The sequence below is a fragment of the Azospirillum sp. P4_B5 genome (assembly GCF_056402275.1).
Genome location: NZ_JBFUHT010000036.1, coordinates 12094 through 30215 on the forward strand (window position 1 = coordinate 12094; position 18122 = coordinate 30215).

An 18122-nucleotide genomic window follows, 5' to 3' on the forward strand; every position below is an offset into this window, starting at 1 on the left:
GGACGGGCTCCTCACGCGACAGGAATGATCTTGACCGCGCATTTCTTGAAGTCGGTCTGCTTGCTCAGCGGGTCGGTGGCGTCCAGCGTCACCTTGTTGATGAGCACCGTGTGGTCGAAGAAGGGCACGAAGACGAGGCCCCGCGGCGGCTTGTTGCGGCCCCGCGTCTCGACCCGCACCCGCACCTCGCCACGGCGGGAGGCGATGCGCACCTCCTGCCCGCGCCGCAGGTTCAGGTCCTTGGCGTCGTCGGGATGGATGAAGACGACGGCGTTGGGGAAGGCCTTGCGCAGTTCCGGAACGCGCAGCGTCATGGAGCCGGAGTGCCAATGCTCGACCACGCGGCCGGTGCAGAGCCAGAACGGGTAATCCTTGTCCGGCGATTCCGCCGCCGGCTCATAGGGCAGCGCGAAGATGTTCGCCTTGCCGTCCTTGTTGCCGTAGAAGCGCACGCCCTCGCCCGCCGGGACGTAGGGGTCGAAGCCCTCGCGGTAGCGCCACTTCGTCTCCTTGCCGTTCACCACCGGCCAACGCAGGCCGCGCTCCTGGTGGTACATGTCGTAGGGGGCGAGATCGTGGCCGTGGCCGCGCCCGAAGGTCGCGTATTCCTCGAACAGGCCCTTATGGACGTAGAAGCCGAAGGCCTGCGATTCGCGGTTCTCATAGGCCGGGTCGCAGTCCGACAGCGGGAAGGCGTTGACCTGACCGTTGCAGTACAGCACGTCGTAGAGCGTCTTGCCGCGGACCTCCGGCTTCTTGGCGATCAGCTCCTCCGGCCACACCTCCTCGATCGCGAAGCGCTTGGAGAATTCGATGATCTGCCAGAGATCGGAACGCGCCTCGCCGGGCGCGCCGACGAGCTGATGCCAGACCTGGGTGCGGCGTTCGGCGTTGCCGTAGCCGCCCTCCTTCTCCACCCACATGGCGGTCGGCAGGATCAGGTCGGCGGCCAGCGCCGTCACCGTCGGGTAGGCGTCCGACACGACGATGAAGTTTTCCGGGTTGCGGTAGCCCAGGTAGGTCTCGTTCGCCGTGTTCGGCGCCGTCTGCATGTTGTTGTTGCACTGGACCCAGTAGGCATTGAGCTTGCCGTCCTTCAGCATACGGTCCTGCTGGACGGCGTGATAGCCGACCTTGTCCGGGATCGTGCCTTCGGGCAGCTTCCAGATCTCCTCGGCGTGCTTGCGGTGTTCCGGGTTGGTGACCACCATGTCGGCGGGCAGGCGGTGCGAGAAGGTGCCGACCTCGCGCGCCGTGCCGCAGGCCGACGGCTGGCCGGTCAGCGAGAAGGGACCGCAGCCCGGCTGGCTGATCTTCCCGGTCAGCAGATGGATGTTGTAGACGAGGTTGTTGGCCCAGACGCCGCGGGTGTGCTGGTTGAAGCCCATGGTCCAGAAGGACATGACCTTCACCTTCGGGTCGGCGTACAGTTCGGCCAGCGCCTCCAGCCGGTTCTTCGGCACGCCCGACAACTCGTGCGCCTTCTCCAGCGTGTAGGGCTCGACGAACTTCGCGAACTCCTCGAAGGAGATCGGGTCGGACTCGTTGGCCTTGGCGACGTTCTTCGCCTTCTGCTCCAGCGGGTGCTCGGGCCGCAGGCCGTAGCCGATGTCGTCGCGGCCGCGCTTGAAGTTGACGTGCTTGGCGATGAACTCCTGGTTCACCCGACCCGTCTTGATGATGTGGTTGGCGATGTAGTTGAGGATCGCCAGATCGGACTGCGGCGTGAAGACCAGGCCGATGTCGGCGAGGTCGAAGCTGCGGTGCTCGTAGGTGGACAGGACGGCGACCTTGCAGCCCTCATGGGTCAGCCGGCGGTCGGTGACGCGGGTCCACAGGATGGGGTGCATCTCCGCCATGTTGGAGCCCCACAGCACGAAGGCGTCGGCCTGCTCCATGTCGTCGTAGCAGCCCATCGGCTCGTCCATGCCGAAGGTGCGCATGAAGCCGACCACCGCCGACGCCATGCAGTGGCGGGCGTTGGGGTCCAGGTTGTTGGAGCGCAGGCCCGCCTTCATGAACTTGGAGGCGGCGTAGCCCTCCATGATCGTCCACTGGCCGGAGCCGAACATGCCCACCGCGGTCGGACCCTTCTTCTTCAGGGTCTCCTTCCACTTGGTGGCCATGATGTCGAAGGCCTGGTCCCAGGAGATCGGGGTGAATTCGCCTTCCTTGTGGAACTGGCCGTCCTTCATGCGCAGCAGCGGCTGGGTCAGCCGGTCCTCGCCGTACATGATCTTGGACAGGAAGTAGCCCTTCACGCAGTTCAGGCCGCGGTTGACCTCGGCCTTCACGTCGCCGTGGGTGGCGACGATGCGCCCCTCCTTCACGCCGACCATGACGCCGCAGCCGGTGCCGCAGAAGCGGCAGGGGGCCTTGGACCAGGTGAGCTTGGCGTCGGCGCCGGCCGTCAGGGTGCCGGCCTCGGCGGGCTGGATGACGGACGGCAGGCTCACACCGGCCGCCGCCGCCGCTGTCACGGCGGCTTGGACCTTCAGATAATCACGGCGGGTCAGGGACATAGGGGGGTGCCTCCTGGGGCGGGTCGTCTTTTCTTGGACGGACGTCAATGGGCGTGAGGGACGAGAGCGGTGTCGGCGGGCATCGGCTCCGCGCAGCGCTCGGCGTCCTCATAGTGGTGGTAGACCAGCGTGGTGGTGTGGACGCCCGCCATGGCGTTGATGTCGGCGATGCGGTCCAGGACCTCGGCCTCCGTCGCGGTTTCCAGCGTGACGATGGCCTTGCCGTTCTCCGACGCGTGCCAGTCGGCGCCGGCGAGTGCCAAGACCACCTCCTTCAGGGCGGCGGTGCGGTCCGGCGCGTGCTGGATGACGAGGCTGGAAATGTGCAGTTCGGGCATGGCCGCCTCACATCCCGCCGGAGTGGGACAGGATCTGGTACATCCAGACGGAGAAGCCGTAGGCCCCGACCAGCCCGATCGCCAGGAACGGCCAGATCAGGATGGACAGGGCGAAGAAGACCAGCCCCTCGAAGCGGCGGGTCGGAGCGGCGGTATCGGCGGTGCGGGCGGGCGGCGCGTTCATGGCGATCCCATGGATTGATCGAACGGTGTCGCCGCGGAGCTTCATCCTTTCGACCCGGAACTGGCTTGACCGAGGTCAAGTGCCGACACCCATTCCATCCCTAAGTACCGGTACTTTCGTCGTTCTGGACGTTTTGCCGCACATGCACGCCATCCCGCCCCAGAAGGGGTTCGCACCGCAGGCGCCGGAAGAGGGGATGGGGCGCCTACGTCAGGGCAGACAGGCCCCGCCCGTATGACGTTTTTGCTGCTAATTCATGACGCCCGGCGTTAAGAGGAAACGGCAGAACCGATCGAGAGAACCGTTTCCATGCTGCTGCTGCGCGCCATCCGCTCCATGATGCCGAAGGAAGAACGGGTCATTGAGCAATTCATCGAACAAGCCCGCCACATCGTCGACGCCGCTGCTGCCCTGGAAGCCGTCATGCAGGCCGGGCCGGAGGAGCGGGGCGAGCGCACCGCCGCGCTGAAGCGGATCGAGAAGGATGCCGACCGCATCGCCAAGGACGCCGGGCGCGGGCTGCACCGCACCTTCATCACTCCCTTCGACCGGTCGGAGATCCAGGCGCTGATCAACGCGCTGGACGACTGCATCGATCTTATGGACGAGGTTCCTGGCCTCGCCGCGCTCTACGGCATCGAGACCTTCGACGACCGGATGATGCGCATGGCGGCGATCGGCCGCCGTCAGGCCGCCCTGCTGTCCGAGGTCATGCCGCTGCTGACCCGCATCACCGTCAACGCCGACCGCATCCTGCACATCTGCGGCCAGATCTCCGACCTTGAGGACGAGGCCGACGAGATTCTGCGCGACGCCATGAAGTCCCTCATCGCCGAGCGCCCGGAGATGATCGACTTCCTGGGCCGCCGCGAGGTCTACGAACTGCTGGAAGCCGTCACCGACCGCTGCGACGACGTGGGCGACCTGATCGAAGGGATCACCCTGGATCAGGCGTAAGGGCCGATCACAGGCAGGAGCCAACACGCTCCGGTTATAGTTAACGGTGCATAAACCAATTCACGGCTAATTTCGAAGCATCGCCGCTCCGATCCCGAGAGATTGCCGCCGTGAAGCTGCGCCTCGTCACCGCCGCCGCCCTTTTCGCCTTCCTCGCGATCCCGGGGGGCATGACCACCGGACGGAGCGCGCAGGCCGCGGGCGACTCCACCCCCTACGGCAACAGCACGGAGGCGGAGGAGGTCGATCGCTTCCTGCGGGCGCTGCGCACCATCCGCGGCCAGTATGTCGAGCCGCTGACCGACCGCGAGCTGGTGGACATCGCCATCAAGGCCATGGCCGGGCGGGACCGCTACTCCACCTATCTGGACGACGGCGAATACCGGCAGTTGCAGGCGTCGAACGACGGCGCCTTCGCCGGGCTTGGCATCCGCTACGAGGCCCACGGCACCCGCGTCCGCATCGCCGAGACCGTTCCCGAGTCCCCGGCGGAGGCCGCCGGGCTGCGCTCCGGCGACGTCATCCTGGCGGTGGACCAGCAGCCGGTGGGCGGGACGGAACTGGCGACCGTCAAGCAGATGCTGAGCGGACCGGAAGGGGCGGCGGTGTCGCTAACCGTCCTGCGCGCCGGAATGCCGGACCCCTTCGAGGTCAGCGTCGTCCGCGGCAAGCTGCGCATCCCCTCGGTTCGGCTGGCCGCCGTCGGGACGGTGGGCTACATCCGCATCGCCCGCTTCGACCGCCAGACCGCAACCGGAGTCAGCACGGCCATCCGCTCGCTGCGCGAGCGGATCGGGCCGGACATCGGCGGCTTCATCATCGATGTGCGCGACAACCCCGGCGGGCTGGTGCAGGCGAGCGTCCGCGTCGCCGACGCCTTTCTCGACAAGGGAACGATCCTGACCGCCCGCGGCCCCGGTCGCGGGGCGGACAAGACCTACATTGCCACGCCGGGCGACGAGACGGACGGCCTGCCGCTGGTGGTGCTGGTCAACGCGAAATCCGCCTCCGCCGCCGAGATCCTGACCGGGGCGCTGAAGGACCACCGGCGGGCGACGGTGATCGGGGCGACGACCTTCGGCAAGGGGATCATCCAGAGCGTCATCCCCTTCGACAGCGGGGCGCTGAAGCTGACCACGGCGCGCTACTACACGCCGTCGGGCCAGTCGATCCACCAGATCGGCATCCAGCCCGACGAGACCATCGCGGAGCCGGCCGCGGAGGAGGGGCCATCCGCCCCGCCCTCCGGCGGCATCCCCAGCGCCGCCGACGATCAGGCCTTCGCCCGCGCGCTGTCCATACTCCGGTCCCGCTGACGGATCAGAAGATCACCTCGCCGGCCAGCAGGGCGAGCACCAGGAAGACCAGGAAGATGATCAGCGCGATCCCGAAGAGGATCTTCGCGACTCCTGCGGTGGCCGATGACACGTTGGTGAAGCCGAGCGCGCCGGCGACCAGAGACACCACGAAAAAGATCAACGCCCATTTCAGCATGGACCGCTCCTGCGCGTTCTGAAACCCAGCCGGCACGTCCGGCAGGGAAGGAACCTCGCGGACCGCCGCAGGTTCCAGCGCAGACCGGTCAGGCTCCCCCTATTCGCTCGGGTCCGGAATTCCGCAGGATGGCCGCGCCGTTGCGGGTTACCACCCGGTGCCGGAGCGGTTCGGCAGGGATTGGCGCGTCATGCCCTGGTCCATGCCGGATTCGTTGGGCGACCGTGTGCGGCTTTGCGGCTCGCTCACCCCGGACCCGCTGTAAGGGCCGGGGCTGGAACTGGTCGCGTTCGGATTGACGTCGGGCTCGTCCACGCCCTGGCTGCCGGACGTGCCGCCGCCCGTAAGGCCACCGCCGGAGCCGCCGCTGTTCATCCCGCTGCCGCTCGTTCCGCCGCCATCCATGCCCGAACAGGCGGCCAGAAGCATCGCGGCCGACGCCGCGATTATCAGATTGCGCATGACGCACTCCCTACGCTGATGTCTTGAGGATATCGCCCCCTCTCAACGGACCCCGTCCGGGAGGGTTCCGATTTTGGGCGCCCGGGCATCAACGGGCGTTTCAGCGTCCGGCGGCTTGGCGGCGCAGGGCCTTCACTTCGTCGAACCGGGCGGTGACGTCGCGCATGACCGCCGCCATCCCCAGCATTGCGCCGTCCGCGTCTTTCAGAGGCACAATGGTGAACTCCACCGAGATGCGGGTTCCGTCCTTGCGCATCGCCGGCACCGACAGCAGATCGCCGCTGCCGTAACGGCTTTCCCCCGTCTTCATCACTTGGTCGTAGCCGTCCCAATGGCGTTGGCGCTGACGGTCCGGAATGATGATGTCCAGCGATTGGCCGAGCGCCTCGTCGGCGGTGAAGCCGAACACGCGCTCGGCCCCCGCGTTCCAGAAGCGGATGATGCCGTCCCGGTCGGAATAGGCGATGGCCTCGGCCGGGCTGTTCAGCAGCGCAAGCCCCAGCCGTTGCAGGTCGTTCTCGGTCATAAATCCCCCCTGTCTTTCCGTTGCGATGTGCCCGATTCAAATGTCCAAGACAAGACGTGCGCTGCGGGCGCGCGACACGCAGATCATCATCGTCTTTCCGGCGGCGCGTTCGGCGTCGGACAGGACGCTGTCGCGATGGTCGGGTTCCCCCTCCAGCACCGTCGTCTCGCAGGTGCCGCAGATGCCCTGCTCGCACGAGGAGGTGACCGGAACGCCCGCGGCGTCGAGCGCGTCGAGCACGCTGGTCCCCTCCTTCACCGCGACGGTCACGCCGGAGCGGGCGCAGATGACTTCGAAGCGATCATCCGGCGCCGCGTCACGCCCCGCATCCGAGCGTGGCGTGAACCATTCGAAGCGCACATCCTGCTGCGCCGGCCGTGCGGCGCTTGCGACCGCGTCCATCAAGCGCTGCGGGCCGCAGCAATAGATCAGGGCATCGTCGGGCGTCGCCGCGAGGAGGTCGGGCACCGCCAGCCGTCGGCCTTCGTCCGCGGCGTGAGCCACCACGTCGCCGTTGCCCAGCTCGCGAAGCTCGGCGAGGAACGGCGCCTCGGCCGCGCTGCGCACGCAGTAATGCAGGACCCAATCGGCTCCCCGGCGCGCCGCCACGCGGATCATCGGCAGCAGAGGCGTGATGCCGATGCCGCCGGCGATGAACAAATAACGCGGTGCGGCGTCGAAGCGGAAATTGTTGCGGGGCGGAGCGATGGCGACGGCGGTGCCGAGCCGCAGTTCCCCGTGGATGAAGCGCGACCCCCGCCCGCCCGGCAGATTCAAGACGGCAATCCGATAGGCGGAGCGATCCGCCGGGTCGCCGCACAACGAGTAGGAGCGCACCGCCCCGTCCGGCAAATGCACGTCGATGTGCGCGCCGGGCTCGTAGGGCGGCAAGGCCTCGCCGTCCGGGTCGCGGAGTTCCACCAGCAGGACTTGCGGTGTGACGCGCGCCATATGATGGACGCGCATCGACCGCGTCATTGCCGGCGACCGCTGCGCATTCTCCCTTAGACCGGTTGTCGTCATTCTTTCGCCCGCCCGGGTGGTTGCTCCATCCTGCACCCCGGCCTGCCCTCGGACGCCCGGACTGAGCGGGGCACCACTGGCATGCCAGATACATTACGGCAACTCTAAAACCTCACCTTAACTTGAGGTCAAGAGCCAATAACGCCCCACCGTTCGGGGAACCGTCCCGGCTCCGCTCGGTTGCCGAAGGGTTGAGCGACTTCATCAAGACCGTTTGCGACGGAGACTCCCGCATGGCGAGCACGGCTTCCGACATCCTGGTGGATGTTCTGGTGGATTGGGGCGTGGACACGATCTTCGGCATGCCCGGTGACGGCATCAACGGCATCGTCGAGGCGTTGCGCCGCCGCCAGGACGAGATCCGCTTCATCCAGGTCCGGCATGAGGAGGCGGCGGCCTTCGCCGCCTGCGGCTACGCCAAGTTCACCGGGAGGCTGGGCGTGTGCATCGCCACCTCCGGCCCCGGCGGGCTGCATCTGCTGAACGGTCTCTACGACGCCAAGCTGGACCATCAGCCGGTGCTGGCGATCACCGGGCTGCAATACCACGATCTCGTCGGCACCTACACCCAGCAGGACGTGGAGCTGGACAAGGTGTTCCAGGACGTCGCGCTCTACAACCAGCGCATCATGGGGGCGGCGCATGTCCGCAACATCGCCAATCTGGCCTGCCGCACCGCGCTCGCCCACCGCGGCGTGTCGCACATCACCATCCCCGTGGATTTGCAGGAGCAGGGCATCGGCGCCGACATGCGGGCGCCGCGCAACGTGAAGGGCCACAACACCGCCCTGTTCGCCCCGCAACTGCCCGTCCCGTCGGAGGCGCAGACCCACCGCGCGGTGGAAATCCTGGACGCCGGCAAGCGCATCGTCATCCTGGCCGGCCAGGGCGCGCTGAAGGCGACCGACCAGCTCGAACGGCTGGCCGACAAGCTGGGGGCGGTGATCGTCAAGGCGCTGCTGGGCAAGGCCGCGGTGCCGGACGACAGCCCCTTCACGACGGGCCAGGTCGGGCTGCTCGGCACCGCCCCCTCGCAGGAGGCGCTGGAGACCTGCGACACGCTGCTGATCGCCGGATCGACCTTCCCCTACATCGAGTATTACCCGAAGCCGGGGCAGGCCCGCGCCATCCAGATCGACATCGACGCGGCGCGCATCGGCCTGCGCTATCCGGTGGAGGCCGGGCTGGTCGGCGACTGCGGGCTGGCGCTGGACATCCTGACCGAGCGGGTGCGGCGGCACGAGGACCGCTCTTTCCTGAAGACGGCGCAGGCGGGCAAGGCGGAGTGGATGAAATTGATGGAGGAGCGCGGCACCCGCCCCGACCTGCCGATGAAGCCGCAGGTCGTCGCGTGGGAGCTGGGCAAGCGCCTGTCCGACACGGCCATCGTCGCCTGCGACAGCGGCACCATCGCCACCTGGTGGGCGCGGCAGATTCCGGCGCGGCGCGGCCAGATGCACTCCCTGTCCGGCAACCTCGCCACCATGGCGCCGGGCGTCCCCTACGCCATCGCGGCCCAGCTCGCCCATGCCGGACGGCAGGTGGTGGCCTATGTCGGGGACGGCGGATTTTCCATGCTGATGGCCGACTTCGCCACGGCGGTGAAGTACAAGCTGCCGATCAAGGTCATCATCAACAACAACAATTCGCTCGGCCAGATCAAGTGGGAGCAGATCGCCATGCTCGGCAACCCCGAGTATGTCTGCGACCTCCAGCCCATCGACTTCGCCAAGGTGGCGGAGGCCTGCGGCGGCAAGGGCTTCACAATCACTGACCCGAAGGACTGCGGCGCCACTCTGGACGCCGCCCTCGCCCATCCCGGACCGGTGGTGGTGGACTGCCTCGTCGACACCAACGAGCCGCCGATGCCGCCGAAGGTCCAGGCCAAGCAGGCCCTGCACTTCACCGAGGCGCTGGCCCGCGGCACCCCCGACGCCCTGAAGATCGCCGCCACCGTCTTCAAGGGCCGCGCCCGCGAGGTGATTTGAGGAACGCATCATTTGCCCTCTCCCCCGCTCATGCGCAAACTTCGTTTGCGCTGACGCGACAGGCGGACCAAAGGTCCGCCGAAAGCGGGGAGAGGGTTGGGTGAGGGGGCGTTTACGCCCGGCAGGGCGGAGAAACATCTCCGCTTCGCCCGCTCGGTGCGCCTTCGGCGCCCCCCTCATCCTGACCTTCTCCCCAGGGGGGAGAAGGGATGGGGCGCCCGTTCACGCGGCGCGCCCCACCCCCTGCTGCGATCCCTGCTGAGGCGCCGCGTCGGTCATCGCGTAGTTGCGCCCGAAGCGGTTGGCGATGAAGTCGGCGTAGCGCACCTCCTCCTGCTTCACGAAGCCCCGCTGCGGCAGCGCGCCGTCGGCCAGCAGGTCGAGCACGGCGCACATGCCCGACGCGGTGGTGATCTGGATGCCGTTGTAGAAGGTGCCGCCGATTTCCCGCCCATAGATCTTGTTGGCGTAGGTTTCCTGGAGCAGCCGGCCCCGCTTCGTCCCGGTCACCGTCACGAAGATCAGCACGACGTCCTGGAGGGTCGCCGGGATCGAGTGTTCGAGGATGTCCTTCAGCAACTCCCGCCGGCTGCCCAGCCGCAGGTCGTGCAGCAGCGCCTTCATCAGGTCGCGGTGCCCCGGATAGCGGACGGAGCGGTAATTCAACGTCCGCACCTTGCCCGCCAGCGTCTCGCACAGCGTGCCCAGGCCACCCGAGGTGTTGAACGCCTCGTACAGCACGCCGTCGAGGGAGAACTCCTCGCGCTCCTCCAGCGGCGGGACGGAGACGAGGCGGCCTTCGACGATGGCCTCGCAAGGCTCCAGATACTCGTTGATGACGCCCTCGGTGCTCCAGGTCAGGTTGTAGTTCAGGGCGTTGGACGGATACTTCGGCAGGGCGCCGACGCGCATCCGCACCGTGTCCAGCGCGTCGAAGCGCGAGGCCACGTCGTTGGCGACGATGGAGATGAAGCCCGGCGCCAACCCGCATTGCGGAATGAAGGCGCAGGGCGCGCCGTCGGCCAGCTCCTTGACGCGCCGCGTGCTCGCCACGTCCTCCGTCAGGTCGAGGTAATGGGTGCCGGCCTCCCGCGCCGCCTCCGCCACGCCAACCGTCAGGTGGTAGGGCAGCGCGCTCAGCACCGCGAACTTGCCGCGCATTGCGTCGGCGAGATCGGCGGGGTCGGCGGCGTCCACCACGCGCGTCTCCATGCGCGGGTGCGTCGGCAGCCGCTCCAGCGCGTCCGCCGAACGGTCGGCGACGGTCACCCGGTAATCGCCCGTGGCCTTCAGGAAGTCGCCGATGGTCTCGCCGATCTTGCCGCCGCCCATCAGAAGAATGTCGCGCATCGTCCCGTACCCCCTGCTTTCTGTCTTGCGTCGTTATGACGCAATCTTGACCGGACGGCCTGTCGATGTGCAGGGTGCAGGGTGCCGAAACGCCTGATATTGATCGGCGGATTGACGGAAAGGCCAGCGATATGATGGACGAGCTGGATCAGCATCTCCTCGACGCGCTTCAGGACAACGCGCGGGAGCCCACCGCCGCGCTGGCCCGCCGCCTGCGCGTGTCGCGCAGCACGGTGCAGAGCCGCATCCAGCGGCTGGAGGAGCGCGGGGTGATCGCCGGCTACACGGTGCGGCTGTCGGACGAGACGGCACGCCGGATGATCCGTGCCCATGTCTCCATCAACCTGTCGCCCAAGCTGACCGCCGCGGTGGTCCAGGCGCTGAAGCGGATTCCGGAGGTGCGGGCGCTCCACGCCATCAGCGGCGCGCACGACCTGATCGCGGTGGTGCGGACCGGAACGATGGAGGAGATGGACGCGCTGATCGACCGCATCGGCGCCATCGACGGCATCGAGCGGACGACCTCGTCGATCATCATGGCGACGAAGTTCGAGCGGTGAGGGTTCGAACGGTGAAGAAAGGTGACAGCCGCCCGGTTGCCGCGGTTAGCGCTTCCCAGCGGGTGTGATCTCCCCCGCCTCTTCCAGCCGCCGCAGGCAGGCGACCAGGGCACGCTGGAAGTTGCGGCCCTCGGAGGGGAGGTTCACCCCCTGGCCGGTCGTCCAGAACTCCACGAAGGCGCAATCGGCCGCGCGGTCCGCGGTCGGCCACTCGACGGCCACGCCCAGCCCGAGTTCCGCCGTGCGGCGGCGGCTGTCGGTGACCAGGATCTTCGCTTCCCAATGCATCCCGCCGCTGCCCGCCTCGGCGCGGCGGTGGCTCCACAGGCGCAGGTAATCGCGGAAACTTTCGGACGAGCGGTCGTGCTGAAGGTAGCTGCCACGGTCCACCACCGCAGGGGCCAGGCGCAGCGTGTAGCGGGCCTGGGCGAGCGCCTGGGTCACCTCCGGGATCAGCCGGTCCATCTCGGCGAAGCTGCGCCGCACATTGTCGGCCAGCGCGGTGGCCAGCGCCTCCCCCTTCAGCGCGCCGGAGGCCGCGCGGTCGGAGCGGTACATCTCGAACAGGTCGTCGCCGTCGCTCATTGCCGTGATGCGTCGCGGAAGGTGGAGAGTTCCTTCGTCTACCGCCAAACCCGTTGAGAAGACATTAAGCTGAATTCCAAACCATCCGGCGCCCGCCCTGTTATGCCCGTTGCGCCGGCTGCGCCGCCCCTCCGTTCTTCAGGCGCAGCACATACATCATCACCTCGGCCACCGCCTGGTAATGCTGGAGCGGGATCACCGCGTCGACCTCCGACGCGGCGTAGAGGGCACGGGCCAGCGGCGGGTTCTCGATCACCGGCACGCCGTTCTCCTCGGCCACCGCGCGGATGCGCAGCGCCACGAGGTCGGCCCCCTTGGCGAGGCAGACCGGCGCCGGCATCTTGGCGCGGTCGTATTCCAGGGCCACCGCGAAATGGGTCGGGTTGGCGATGACCACGGTGGCGCGCGGCACGTTCGCCATCATGCGGCGCTTCGAGCGGTCGCGCCGGATCTCGCGCAGCTTCGCCTTCAGATGCGGATCGCCCTCGGTCTGCTTGAACTCGTCTTTCAACTCCTGGAAGGTCATGCGCAGGCGGCGGCGCCATTCCAGCCGGTTCCACAGCACGTCCACGGCGGCCATCACCACCGTCGCCAGGAGGACGGCCAGCAGCAGCCGCAGGGTCAGGTCCCGCAGCAGGTCGGGAAGCGCCGCAACGTCCATCCCCACGATCCCCTCCGTCCAATCGATGTAGGGCGCCACGGCGAACCAGACGGCGCAGGCGATGATCGCCAGTTTCACGAGACTCTTCACGAATTCGACCAGCGCGTGGCGCGCAAAGATGCGCCGCCAGCCGCTGAGCGGCGACAAATGCGACAGCTTGGGCCGGATGCGGTCGCTGGCGGCCAGAAGCGGCCCCTGCCCCACCGCCGACACCACCGCCCCGCCGACCAGCAGGCCCAGCACCGGCAGCATCGCCACCGCCACCCCGCCGATCAGCCAGCGCAGGCTGTTCATCACGTCGTAGGGGCCGCCGTCGAGCCGGATGTCGTTTGGGTTCTCGATCAGCGGCAGCAGCACCTCGGCGATGCGGGAAGCGGCGAGCGGCCCGCCCGCCGCGGCGATCAGCCAGGCCGCGGCCATGGTGGCGGCCAGACCGACGTCGCGGGCGCGGGGGACGTCGCCCTTGTCCATCGCCTCGCGCAGCCGTTTCTCGGTCGGCTCCTCGGTTTTCTGTTCCTCGTCCTGACCGTCGGACATCGCCGCCCCCTCACCGCCCGCCGAGCCAGCCGGCCAGCGCCGCCAGCGCGGCGGTGACCATGGCGCCCGCCGTCACCAGGAAGACCAGCATCCCGCCGCCGACCATCGCCGGGGTGGCGACGAAATAGACGGGCATGGAGGGCATCACCCGGTTGACCAGGGCCAGCGCCATGTTGGCGATCATGCCGAAGACCAGGAAGGGTGCGGCCATCTGAACGCCCAGCCGGAAGGTGACGCCGACGAGCTGGGCGTAGCGCCCCGCCACCATGCCGGGATCGGGCAGCGTCGCCGCCGGCCAGCTTCCGTAGGAGCGCACCAGCGCGTCGATCATCAGGTAATGCAGATCGAGCGCGAACAGCAGCGCCAGCCCCGAAATGACCAGCGTTCCCGACAGGATCGACCCGCTCTCGAACCCCGCCGCGTCGGTGCCGAAGGGGTTGGCGAGGCCCATCGCCTGGGCGGCGATGTTGCCGGCGACCTGGAGCGAGGCCAGGAACAGCTTGGCTCCCAGCCCGAGGAAGGCGCCGGCCACCGTCTCCGCGAAGAGCTGTTCCAGAATCACCGCGGCGTCGGGCGGCAGGCGGTCGGGCAGGCCGGGCACCGTCGGGGTCAGCGCCAGCGCCACCGGGATCGCGATGCACAGCCGCACCCGCGGCGGCACCGCCAGCTCCCCGAAGCCCGGCAGCAGGCTGACCGCCGCGGCGACGCGGGCGAAGACCAGAAAGGCGCGGTAGACCTCCAGGCTGAGCAGGTCGGCGAGCGTGTCCATCACCGTTCCTTCACACCTGGTCGATCGTCTTGACGGACACCTTGCGGTGCAGCTCGGCGTGACTGATGACCGGGGTCATCGGGCTGACCCGCTCCAGCAGGGAGCGGACGAAGGGCCGCACCTCCGCCCCGACCAGCAGCGCCGGCCAGACCTGCGGCGTGGCGTGCTTCTGGATGGTGATGCGCAGCGCGGTCAGGAACTCCTGCACCTGGGTCGGCGGCATGGCGAAGCGGCGGTCCTCGCCCTCGGCAACGACGCTCTGCTGGAGCGCCTGCTCCCAGCGCGGGGTCAGGACGATGACCGGGACGAAGCCGTCGGGTGCTGTCAGCGACTGGCAGATCTGCTGGCCCAGCCGCGCCCGCACATGCTCGGTGACCAGCGTGATGTTGCGCGTCCAGTTCACCGCCTCGGCGATGGCCTCGACGATGGCCGGCAGGTTGCGGATCGACACCCGCTCCGCCAGCAGCGCCTGGAGCACGCGCTGCACCACCACCAGCGTGATGCGCGAGGGCACCATGTCGGAGATCAGCTTCTGGTACTCCCGCCCCAGCCCGTCCAGCAGCTTCTGCATGGCGGCGAAGGTCAGCAGGGTCGAGAGATGGTCCTTGATGACCTCGGTCAGGTGGGTGGTGATGACGCTTTCCGGGTCGACCACCGTGTAGCCCTTGGCGATGGCCTCCTCGTGCCGGGCCGGATCGATCCAGCGGGCCTGGAGGTTGAAGGTCGGCTCCCGCGTCGCCTCGCCGGGCAGGTCGGGGGCCGCCCCGCCGGACGGGTCGATGGCGAGAAGCTGCTTGGGCCGCACCTCGCCGCTCGCCACCTCGACGCCCATGACGCTGACGACGTAGCCCTTGGGCGGCAGGAAGCTGCTGTCCTTGATGCGCACCGACGGCAGGATGAAGCCGAACTCCTTGGCGAAGCGCTTGCGAAGCGTCTTCACCTTGCCGGTCAGCGGGCCGTTCTTGTTGAGGATCAGCGGGACGAGGTGGTTGCCGACCTCCACCTTCACCTCGTCCACCTTCAGCATGTCCTCCACCGACTCCTCGGCGGCGGCCGTGGGGGCCTTGCGGCTTTCCTCCAGCCGGGCGAGGGCCGCGCGGCGCATCTTGCCGCGCATCGCGTACCAGCCCGCCGCGCCAAAGCCGCCGCCGAGCAGGACGAAGGGGGCGGCCGGCAGGCCCGGCGTCACGCCCAGCGTGCAGAGCAGCCCGCCCGCCACCATCAGCGCCTTGGGGTAGCCGCCGAGCTGGGCGAGCACCGCCTGATCGGCGGAGCCGACGTTGCCGCCCTTGGTCACCAGCAGGCCGGCGGCCAGCGAGACGACCAGCGCCGGGATCTGCGTCGCCAGACCGTCGCCGACCGTCAGGATGGTGTAGACCGACGCCGCGGATTCGAAGGACATGCCCTGCTGCGCCATGCCGATGGCCATGCCGCCCAGCACGTTGATGGCGGTGACGACCAGCCCGGCCACCGCGTCGCCGCGCACGAACTTCGACGCGCCGTCCATGGCGCCGAAGAAGGTGCTCTCGTCTTCCAGCTCCTTGCGGCGGCGGCGGGCCTCGACGTCGTCGATCATGCCGGCGGAGAGGTCGGCGTCGATGGCCATCTGCTTGCCGGGAATGGCGTCCAGCGTGAAACGCGCGCCGACCTCTGCGATGCGGGAGGCGCCCTTGGTGATGACCACGAAGTTGATGACGATCAGGATGGCGAAGATCACCACGCCGATCACGAAGTTGCCGCCCATGATGAACTGGCTGAAGCCTTCGATCACATGGCCGGCGGCGGACGGGCCGGTGTGGCCGTGGCTGAGGATCAGGCGGGTCGAGGCGATGTTCAGCGCCAGCCGCAGCACCGTGACGACCAGCAGCACGGTCGGGAAGGATGAGAAGTCCAGCGGCCGGGAGATCCACAGCGAGACCATCAGGATCAGCACGCTGACCGCCAGCGACAGCGCCAGCCCGAGGTCGAGGAACCAGGTCGGCACCGGCAGGAACAGCACGGCCAGCACCAGCACGATGGCCAGCGCGAACAGCACGTCGCGGTTCGCCAGCCCGGCATCGCCGAGGCTGGTCATCCGGTTCCGAAGGGTGTCCGTGAAAGCCATGCGGGAACTCCAGGGTGCGGCACCGTTGGTACGCTAGCGCCCCGCGGTAAAACCGGCTTTTACGTCGGGGTCAGTCCGCGCCCGGCAGAAGGGGTTTCGCCGCCGCGTTGGCGTAGAGGCTGGACAGGAAGGACAGGCGGCCAAGCTCGGCCTTGCCCCAGGCGGGCAACGCGCCGGGGGCGGCTTGGGAAGCGGCCGCTTGGGGACCGGCGGCCAGCGTCTTCAGGTAATCCATGGCGCCGGCCACCCAGCGCCGGTTGCCGCCGACCCGCTCGCGGTAGGCCGCCCCGCGCTCCGACTGGGCGGAGTGGTAGCGGGCGATGGCGGCGTCCAGCGATCCCTGCGCGCGGTGCAGGTCGCCCAGGAAGCGCGCGGCATAGCGGGCGTTGGCGCGCGGGTCGAAGGCGGTCTCCAGGTCGGGAAAGGCGTCAGGGTGCCATTTCAGGTTCACCTGAAGGCAGCCCACATCGATGGAGCGCGTGCCCCGCGCCTGCGCGGCGCGCACGAAGGCGATGGCCTCCTCCCGCGTTTGGAAATAGCTGGAGGCGCCCTCGGTGTTGACGGTCCAGGGCCAGACGGTGAACAGCCGGTCGGCGGTCATCCGCCCGGCCTCGGTGAAACCCATGGCGAGCAGCATGTGGTCGGTCACCCCCGCCTCGCGCTCCGCCGCCAGGATGGCGTCGATGCAGGCGGCTTCCGGCGGCAGGCTGCGGGAGGGGACGGCGCGTGGCGCGTAGAGGGCGGTGGACCATGTCCCGATCTGCGCGGCGGGCGGCTTCACCTCCGCGGCGGTTGCGGTCCCGGCCAGGAGCAGTGCCGCCAGTCCGGCCAGCCGGCGCATGTCACCGCACCGAGACGATCAGGCTGCCCAGCCGGTCGGCGTAGGTGGTCAGGGCGCCGTACATGAAGGGCAGCGCCAGCACGGTGGTGACCAGGATGGCGACGATCTTCGGCACGAAGGTGAGCGTCATCTCCTGCACCTGGGTCAGCGCCTGGACCAGCGAGATCGCCACGCCCACCAGCACCGCGATGACCAGCGGCGGCGCGGCGATCAGCAGCATCGTCCAGATGCCCGTGCGCAGGACTTCCAGCACGTCGGCTTCGTTCATGGGGGTTCTCCGGTGTTGCCCCCACCCTTCCCACGGCTTCGCCGCGGGCCCCTTCCCTCCCCCGCTTCGCAGGAGAGGGACTTAAATCCCCTCCCCTGCGTTAGCGGGGGAGGGTTAGGGAGGGGGCAATGCGTCCCAACACACGCGCTCAAATCGCCATCCGCATGACGTCCTGATAGGCCTGCACCATGCGGTCGCGGATCGACACGACCGTCTGCACGGTCATCTCGGCGGCGAGCACGGAACGCACGACCTCGTGCGTGCCGGCCTTGCCGGCGACGGCGGCGACGGACATGCGCTCGCCCTCGTTCAGCGTCTCCACCGCCTGCGACACCTGACGGTCGAGGAAGGCGCCGAAGCTACTCTCCGCCGACGCCGACGTCGCGCTGGACGGCGACGCCACAGCAGCCGCCGCGGAAGGCGTGGCGAGCGAGGCGGCGGGCGCCGGCTGGGCCAGGGGCGCGCGGTGGAGGCCGTAGGCGGCGGCGGCGCGGCCGATGGGTTCGATCATGCTCTAATCTCCTCAGCCGCGCAGAAGGTCGATCATGCGGCTCATCATGGTCCGCGACTGTTCGATCACGTTGACGCTCGCCTCGAAGGAGCGGCTGGCCTCGCGCATGTCCATCATCTCGATCAACGGCTGGACGTTCGGACGCTTGACGTAGCCCTTCTCGTCGGCGGCGGGGTGCGAGGGCTCGTAGACGAGCTGGAAGTCGCTGCGGTCGCGCCCGATCTGCTTGACCTTCACGATCTCCGACCCGGCGGCGCGGTCCATCGTGGTGGCGAAGGACACGGTCTTGCGGCGGTAGGGATCGCCGCCCGCCGTCATGGCGGTGGAATCGGAATTGGCGATGTTCTCGGCGACCACGCGCAGCCGGGTGCCCTGCGCCTGCAGGCCCGAACTGGCGATCCGCATCGTCGCGGCCAGGGGATCGGTGAGCATGGGAGGGGAC

20 protein-coding genes are annotated in these 18122 nt (G+C 68.5%); 4 read left to right on the forward strand and 16 right to left on the reverse strand.

The window, feature by feature from the left end; genetic code table 11:
* Positions 1-11: 11 nt before the first annotated feature.
* Genes napA through AC1DVI_RS23780 form a run of 3 tightly spaced genes read right to left on the reverse strand, consistent with a single transcriptional unit; the run spans position 12 to position 3044 of the window.
* On the reverse strand, positions 12-2522 hold the full coding sequence (gene napA / locus AC1DVI_RS23770; RefSeq protein ID WP_476960062.1) for a nitrate reductase catalytic subunit NapA: 2511 nt from the start codon (positions 2520-2522) through the stop codon (positions 12-14).
* Positions 2523-2566: 44 nt separating this feature from the next.
* Positions 2567-2860, reverse strand: coding sequence for a chaperone NapD (locus AC1DVI_RS23775; RefSeq protein WP_476960063.1), 294 nt, complete (start codon positions 2858-2860; stop codon positions 2567-2569).
* A 7-nt stretch (positions 2861-2867) separates the two neighbouring features.
* The gene (locus AC1DVI_RS23780) at positions 2868-3044 is read right to left on the reverse strand and encodes a periplasmic nitrate reductase, NapE protein (RefSeq protein ID WP_094305783.1); all 177 of its coding nucleotides are present in this window, start codon (positions 3042-3044) and stop codon (positions 2868-2870) included.
* Positions 3045-3353: 309 nt separating this feature from the next.
* Here AC1DVI_RS23780 and AC1DVI_RS23785 point away from each other — a divergent pair, with 309 nt between their 5' ends.
* The gene (locus AC1DVI_RS23785; RefSeq protein ID WP_149167356.1) at positions 3354-4001 is read left to right on the forward strand and encodes a DUF47 domain-containing protein; all 648 of its coding nucleotides are present in this window, start codon (positions 3354-3356) and stop codon (positions 3999-4001) included.
* Positions 4002-4111: 110 nt separating this feature from the next.
* Complete coding sequence (locus tag AC1DVI_RS23790; protein WP_476960064.1) at positions 4112-5317, forward strand: S41 family peptidase; 1206 nt, start codon at positions 4112-4114, stop codon at positions 5315-5317.
* 4 nt (positions 5318-5321) lie between these two features.
* On the opposite strand, the gene AC1DVI_RS23795 is transcribed toward AC1DVI_RS23790, so the two are convergent.
* The 4 genes from AC1DVI_RS23795 to AC1DVI_RS23810 all read right to left on the reverse strand — a co-directional run bounded on the left by AC1DVI_RS23795 (position 5322) and on the right by AC1DVI_RS23810 (position 7449).
* Entirely contained in the window at positions 5322-5495 is a 174-nt protein-coding gene (locus AC1DVI_RS23795) for a DUF1328 domain-containing protein (protein WP_014199667.1), read from the reverse strand.
* 147 nt (positions 5496-5642) lie between these two features.
* Positions 5643-5957: a hypothetical protein gene (locus AC1DVI_RS23800; protein WP_476960065.1), complete on the reverse strand. Its 315-nt coding sequence runs from the start codon at positions 5955-5957 to the stop codon at positions 5643-5645.
* Positions 5958-6057: 100 nt separating this feature from the next.
* Complete coding sequence (locus AC1DVI_RS23805) at positions 6058-6483, reverse strand: PAS domain-containing protein (RefSeq protein WP_476960066.1); 426 nt, start codon at positions 6481-6483, stop codon at positions 6058-6060.
* Between the two features lie 36 nt (positions 6484-6519).
* Positions 6520-7449 (reverse strand): PDR/VanB family oxidoreductase, encoded by a 930-nt coding sequence (locus AC1DVI_RS23810; protein ID WP_476960067.1) that lies wholly within the window; start codon positions 7447-7449, stop codon positions 6520-6522.
* Positions 7450-7739: 290 nt separating this feature from the next.
* On the opposite strand from AC1DVI_RS23810, the gene AC1DVI_RS23815 reads away from it, so the two are divergent.
* Entirely contained in the window at positions 7740-9494 is a 1755-nt protein-coding gene (locus tag AC1DVI_RS23815) for a thiamine pyrophosphate-dependent enzyme (RefSeq protein ID WP_476960068.1), read from the forward strand.
* A gap of 222 nt (positions 9495-9716) precedes the next feature.
* Here the strand turns inward: AC1DVI_RS23815 and AC1DVI_RS23820 are convergent, their stop codons facing one another.
* Complete coding sequence (locus tag AC1DVI_RS23820; RefSeq protein ID WP_476960069.1) at positions 9717-10844, reverse strand: saccharopine dehydrogenase family protein; 1128 nt, start codon at positions 10842-10844, stop codon at positions 9717-9719.
* A gap of 131 nt (positions 10845-10975) precedes the next feature.
* Between AC1DVI_RS23820 and AC1DVI_RS23825 the strand changes: the two genes are divergently transcribed.
* Positions 10976-11404, forward strand: coding sequence for an Lrp/AsnC family transcriptional regulator (locus tag AC1DVI_RS23825; protein WP_040138311.1), 429 nt, complete (start codon positions 10976-10978; stop codon positions 11402-11404).
* A 45-nt stretch (positions 11405-11449) separates the two neighbouring features.
* Here the strand turns inward: AC1DVI_RS23825 and AC1DVI_RS23830 are convergent, their stop codons facing one another.
* From AC1DVI_RS23830 to flgC, 8 genes are all read right to left on the reverse strand, one after another.
* The gene (locus AC1DVI_RS23830; RefSeq protein WP_476960070.1) at positions 11450-11989 is read right to left on the reverse strand and encodes a hypothetical protein; all 540 of its coding nucleotides are present in this window, start codon (positions 11987-11989) and stop codon (positions 11450-11452) included.
* Positions 11990-12089: 100 nt separating this feature from the next.
* Positions 12090-13187, reverse strand: coding sequence for a flagellar biosynthesis protein FlhB (flhB, locus tag AC1DVI_RS23835; protein ID WP_145626156.1), 1098 nt, complete (start codon positions 13185-13187; stop codon positions 12090-12092).
* A 10-nt stretch (positions 13188-13197) separates the two neighbouring features.
* Entirely contained in the window at positions 13198-13956 is a 759-nt protein-coding gene (locus AC1DVI_RS23840; RefSeq protein ID WP_476960071.1) for a flagellar biosynthetic protein FliR, read from the reverse strand.
* A 10-nt stretch (positions 13957-13966) separates the two neighbouring features.
* On the reverse strand, positions 13967-16060 hold the full coding sequence (gene flhA / locus AC1DVI_RS23845; protein WP_476960072.1) for a flagellar biosynthesis protein FlhA: 2094 nt from the start codon (positions 16058-16060) through the stop codon (positions 13967-13969).
* 70 nt (positions 16061-16130) lie between these two features.
* Positions 16131-16901 carry a lysozyme family protein gene (locus AC1DVI_RS23850; protein ID WP_476960073.1) on the reverse strand — a complete coding sequence of 257 codons (771 nt, stop codon included), beginning with the start codon at positions 16899-16901 and terminating at the stop codon, positions 16131-16133.
* Between the two features lies 1 nt (position 16902).
* Positions 16903-17169 carry a flagellar biosynthesis protein FliQ gene (fliQ, locus tag AC1DVI_RS23855; protein WP_014199655.1) on the reverse strand — a complete coding sequence of 89 codons (267 nt, stop codon included), beginning with the start codon at positions 17167-17169 and terminating at the stop codon, positions 16903-16905.
* A 148-nt stretch (positions 17170-17317) separates the two neighbouring features.
* Positions 17318-17680, reverse strand: a complete 363-nt coding sequence (fliE, locus tag AC1DVI_RS23860) for a flagellar hook-basal body complex protein FliE (RefSeq protein ID WP_476960074.1) — start codon at positions 17678-17680, stop codon at positions 17318-17320.
* A gap of 12 nt (positions 17681-17692) precedes the next feature.
* Positions 17693-18112, reverse strand: a complete 420-nt coding sequence (gene flgC, locus AC1DVI_RS23865) for a flagellar basal body rod protein FlgC (RefSeq protein ID WP_237907852.1) — start codon at positions 18110-18112, stop codon at positions 17693-17695.
* Positions 18113-18122 lie beyond the last annotated feature (10 nt).

Excerpts from the sequence above, each read along its gene's own strand:
- AC1DVI_RS23840 (WP_476960071.1), bottom strand. The coding sequence starts at position 13,956 with ATGGACACGCTCGCCGACCTGCTCAGCCTGGAGGTCTACCGCGCCTTT.
- flhA (WP_476960072.1), bottom strand. The coding sequence starts at position 16,060 with ATGGCTTTCACGGACACCCTTCGGAACCGGATGACCAGCCTCGGCGAT.
- AC1DVI_RS23795 (WP_014199667.1), bottom strand. The coding sequence starts at position 5,495 with ATGCTGAAATGGGCGTTGATCTTTTTCGTGGTGTCTCTGGTCGCCGGC.
- AC1DVI_RS23825 (WP_040138311.1), top strand. The coding sequence starts at position 10,976 with ATGATGGACGAGCTGGATCAGCATCTCCTCGACGCGCTTCAGGACAAC.
- flgC (WP_237907852.1), bottom strand. The coding sequence starts at position 18,112 with ATGCTCACCGATCCCCTGGCCGCGACGATGCGGATCGCCAGTTCGGGC.
- AC1DVI_RS23815 (WP_476960068.1), top strand. The coding sequence starts at position 7,740 with ATGGCGAGCACGGCTTCCGACATCCTGGTGGATGTTCTGGTGGATTGG.
- AC1DVI_RS23780 (WP_094305783.1), bottom strand. The coding sequence starts at position 3,044 with ATGAACGCGCCGCCCGCCCGCACCGCCGATACCGCCGCTCCGACCCGC.
- AC1DVI_RS23850 (WP_476960073.1), bottom strand. The coding sequence starts at position 16,901 with ATGCGCCGGCTGGCCGGACTGGCGGCACTGCTCCTGGCCGGGACCGCA.
- AC1DVI_RS23830 (WP_476960070.1), bottom strand. The coding sequence starts at position 11,989 with ATGAGCGACGGCGACGACCTGTTCGAGATGTACCGCTCCGACCGCGCG.
- fliQ (WP_014199655.1), bottom strand. The coding sequence starts at position 17,169 with ATGAACGAAGCCGACGTGCTGGAAGTCCTGCGCACGGGCATCTGGACG.
- AC1DVI_RS23775 (WP_476960063.1), bottom strand. The coding sequence starts at position 2,860 with ATGCCCGAACTGCACATTTCCAGCCTCGTCATCCAGCACGCGCCGGAC.
- AC1DVI_RS23785 (WP_149167356.1), top strand. The coding sequence starts at position 3,354 with ATGCTGCTGCTGCGCGCCATCCGCTCCATGATGCCGAAGGAAGAACGG.
- AC1DVI_RS23820 (WP_476960069.1), bottom strand. The coding sequence starts at position 10,844 with ATGCGCGACATTCTTCTGATGGGCGGCGGCAAGATCGGCGAGACCATC.
- AC1DVI_RS23805 (WP_476960066.1), bottom strand. The coding sequence starts at position 6,483 with ATGACCGAGAACGACCTGCAACGGCTGGGGCTTGCGCTGCTGAACAGC.
- fliE (WP_476960074.1), bottom strand. The coding sequence starts at position 17,680 with ATGATCGAACCCATCGGCCGCGCCGCCGCCGCCTACGGCCTCCACCGC.
- flhB (WP_145626156.1), bottom strand. The coding sequence starts at position 13,187 with ATGTCCGACGGTCAGGACGAGGAACAGAAAACCGAGGAGCCGACCGAG.
- napA (WP_476960062.1), bottom strand. The coding sequence starts at position 2,522 with ATGTCCCTGACCCGCCGTGATTATCTGAAGGTCCAAGCCGCCGTGACA.
- AC1DVI_RS23800 (WP_476960065.1), bottom strand. The coding sequence starts at position 5,957 with ATGCGCAATCTGATAATCGCGGCGTCGGCCGCGATGCTTCTGGCCGCC.
- AC1DVI_RS23810 (WP_476960067.1), bottom strand. The coding sequence starts at position 7,449 with ATGCGCGTCCATCATATGGCGCGCGTCACACCGCAAGTCCTGCTGGTG.